Genomic DNA, 4,056 nt, shown 5'->3' on the forward strand with positions numbered 1-4,056 from the left:
TGGAGATCGGGCCGGACGGTGTGTTGACCGCGATGGGCCGCGAGAGTGTGGAGGGCGCGTCGTTCGTGGCGTTGCAGCGCCGTGACCGGCCCCAGGTCCGCACCGCCGTGACCGCGCTGGCCCACCTGCACACCGACGGCCACACCGTCGACTGGTCCCGACTGTTCACCGGAACCGTCGCCACCCTGACCGACCTGCCCACCTACCCCTTCCAACACCAGAGCTACTGGTTGGACGGCACGTCACCGGGCGGACGGAAGGCCGACGGGCACGGCCTGACCTCACCGGGACACCCGCTGCTGACGGCGGCCGTCGAGCTCGCCGACGACGACGGCGCGGTGTTCACCGGCCGGCTCTCGCTGCACACCCATCCCTGGCTCGCCGACCACCGCGTCGGCGGCATCGCGACGTTGCCCTCGGCGGCCATGGCCGAGGTGGCGGTCCGGGCCGGCGACGAGGTCGGCTGTTCCGGTGTCGCCGACCTGACCATCGACACTCCGCTGACAATTCCGGACGGCGGCGGGGTCCGGGTGCGGGTGACCATGGGCGCGGCCGACGAGAACGGGTTCCGGCGGATCACCATCGGCTCGCGGCCGGACCGGGACGACCCGGCCGTGCCGTGGCAGGTGCACGCCACCGGCCTGCTCACCGAGCCGGCCCCGGCACCGATGATCTCCCTGGACGCCTGGCCACCGCCCGGCGCCGACCCGGTCGAACTCGACGACCTCCACCGACGGCTCGACGACAAGGGTTATACCCACGGGCCGGCGTTCCGGGGCCTGCGCGCGTTGTGGCAGCGGGACGAGGAACTGTTCGCCGAGGTGCGCCTTCCCGACGACACGGACCCGGACACGTTCGGGATCCATCCCGTGCTGCTCGACGCCGCGCTGCACCCGTTGCTCGCCGCCGGGCCGGACACCGTCGACCTGTCCTGGCACGGGTTCGACCTGTATGCCGCCGGTCCGCGTGCGCTGCGGGTCCGGATCAGGCCCAGGGGTCGGGACGCGTTCCGGTTGTGGCTGGCCGACGAGACCGGCGAACCGGTCGCCGAGGTCCGCTCGCTGCGGCGTCGTCCCGCGGCCGACGCCGGTCGGGTCGACGGCGCGAGCGGCGACTCGCTGTTCCACGTGCTCTGGTCGCCGGTCGTCCTGCCCGACCCGGAGGACCTCACGACGACCGGCTGGGCCGTACTCGGGAACACCCCGCCGGCCGGCCTCGCGCGCCGCGTGGAGAGCGTCGCGGACGCCGCCGGGGACGTCCTGGTCGCCGTGATCGACGAGCCGGCCGGAGACGACCCGGTGGCCGCGGCGCACCGGGCCACCGTACGGGCGCTGGAACTGGTGCAGGACGGGCTGGCGTTCGGGACCTCCCGGCTCGTGCTGGTCACGCGCAACGCCGTCGCCACCGACGACGGTGCGGACGTCGAACTCGGGTCCGCCCCGGTGTGGGGTCTGGTCAGGTCGGCCCAGGTCGAGAATCCGGGCCGTATCACGCTGATCGACCTGGACGGCAGCCCGGCGAGCGCCGAGCAGCTCCCCACCGCGATCGCGTCCGGCCACGACCAGGTGGCCATCCGCGCCGGACGGGCGAGCACCCCCCGGCTGGCCAGGGTGCGCGCGACCGCGACGACCCGGCCGGAGCCGGCGCCGGACGGCACGGTCCTGGTGACCGGCGGAACCGGTGCGCTGGGTGCGCTGTTCGCCCGGCACCTGGTCACCGGGTACGGCGTCCGGAACCTGGTGCTCACGAGCCGACGGGGCCCGGACGCCCCCGGGGCGCACGCACTGGTCGAGGAACTCACCGCGCTCGGCGCGCAGGTGACCGTCGTCGCCGCCGACGTCACCGACCGGGCCGCGGTGGCCCGGCTGCTCGACGCGATCCCGGCGGAGCACCCGCTCACCGGCATCGTGCACACCGCCGGCGTCATCGACGACGGCATCATCACCGCACTCACCCCCGACCGGATCGCCACCGTGCTCCGCCCCAAGGTCGACGCCGCATGGCACCTGCACGAACTCACCCGCGACCGACCACTCGCGATGTTCGTGCTCTTCTCCTCGGTCGCCGGCGTCGTCGGCTCGCCGGGACAGGCGAACTACTCGGCCGCCAACCAGTTCCTCGACGCACTCGCCCAGCACCGCAGGGCGAACGGGCGGCCCGCCCACTCCCTCGCGTGGGCCGCGTGGGCGCAGGAGCACGGCATGGCATCCCGGCTGTCCGAGGTGGACCGGAGCCGGGCGACGCAGGCGGGTCTGCGACCGATCGCACCGGCCGAGGGTGCCGAGTTGTTCGACGCGGCGATCACCGCCGCCCATCCGACGACGGTGCCGATGCACCTCGACGTCGCCCTGATCGGGCGGCAACCCGGGCCGGTCCTGCCGGTGTTGCACGGTCTGGTCCGCCGGCCGGGCCGGCGGGTGATCACCGCGGCGGCGGAGCACACCGGACTGCTCACGGAGCGGCTCGCCCCACTCGACGAGTCCGGCCGCCGGGAACTCCTGCTCGACCTGGTGCGCACCGCCGTGGCGGCGGTGCTCGGCCACGGCAGGACCGACCACATCACCGCCACGACCGTCTTCACCGAGCTGGGGTTCGACTCGCTGACCGCGGTCGAGCTGCGCAACCGGCTGGAGGGCGAGACGGGTCTGCGCCTGCCGCCGACCCTGTTGTTCGACCACAACACCCCGGCGGCGCTGATCGATTACCTGCGCGTGGAGCTGTCCGGCCGAACCGAGGGCGATACGCGGTCCACCGTGGACTTCGCGGCCGAGGTGCGGCTCGCCGAGGATGTGGTCCCGGCCGTGGACGTCACCACCGTGGTCGCCGATCCCGAGCAGGTCTTCCTCACCGGAGCGACCGGGTTCGTCGGCGCGTTCCTGCTCAGGGACCTCATGCGCGCGACCGGGGCCACCGTGCACTGCCTGGTCCGCGGCGCCGACGAGCGGGCCGCGCTCGACCGGCTGCGGGCCAATCTCGCCTGGTACGGCATCTGGGACGAGATCGACGCCGACCGGCTGTCGGTCGTCACCGGCGACCTCGCCGAACCACGCTTCGGCCTCGACGCCGAGCGGTTCGACCGGTTCGCCCGCGAGATCGACGTGGTCTACCACGCCGGCGCGACGGTCAACTGGCTGCACCCGTACACGTCGCTGAAGGCGGCCAACGTGACCGGTACCGAGGAGGCGCTCCGGCTCGCCGCGCTGCACCGGACGGTTCCGCTGCACTACGTGTCGAGCACCGGCGTCTTCGCCGGGCCGGCACCGGACGGAGCCGGCCTGACCCCGGAGGATCCCACCGGGCCGCCGCAGGAGTTGACCAACGGGTACCGGCAGAGCAAGTACGTCGCCGAGAAGATCATCGAACTGGCCCGGGAACGCGGCCTGCCCGTGTCGATCTACCGTGCCGACGTCATCTCCGGCGCACAGACCAACGGCGCGTGCCAGACCCGCGACTTCGTCTGGCTGAGCCTGAAGGGCAGCCTCCAGGCACGGGCCATGCCGATCGGCGCGAACGCGCTGTTCCCGATGGTGCCGGTGGACTACGTCAGTGCGGCCGTTCTGGCGCTGTCCCGCACCACGCACGACCGGACCTTCCACCTGTTCAATCCCGTGGCGGTCGGCTATGCCGACATGGTCAAGCGGCTGCGCGAGTCCGGCTACGTCCTGGACGAGGTGCCCTGGGACGAGTTCGTCGCCACCGTCCGCGCCGATCGGGACAACGCGCTCTTCCCGACGATCGACATCTTCCGGAGCTACATGACCGCGGGCGAGGCCCTGTACATGCGGATGGACGTCGTCGCGACGGAGGCCGCACTCGCCGGCACGGGCATCGCGTGCCCGGAGATCGACGCCGAACTCTTCGGCAGGTACACGGAGTTCTTCGCCGCCGCCGGCTACTTCCCGGCACCGGCGAAGCTCGGGTAGGTGCCCGCGCGGTAGTCGGTACGACCACGGGCGTGGGGGCGGGCCCCCCCCCCCCCCCGGGGCGCCCCCCCCCCCCCCCGCCGGGGGGCCCCGCCGCAATGTCCGGCCCGCCCGCGGGCCGGTGCACGAGCGC

1 protein-coding gene is annotated in these 4,056 nt (G+C 73.4%); it reads left to right on the plus strand.

Annotated elements, in window-relative coordinates; genetic code table 11:
* Positions 1-3,923, plus strand: a 3,923-nt coding sequence (locus tag ACIBM5_RS45720) for a thioester reductase domain-containing protein (RefSeq protein ID WP_396012628.1), incomplete at its 5' end; no start/stop codon positions are given.
* Positions 3,924-4,056 lie beyond the last annotated feature (133 nt).

The organism is Embleya sp. NPDC050493, assembly GCF_044458105.1.
Classification (GTDB): domain Bacteria; phylum Actinomycetota; class Actinomycetes; order Streptomycetales; family Streptomycetaceae; genus Embleya.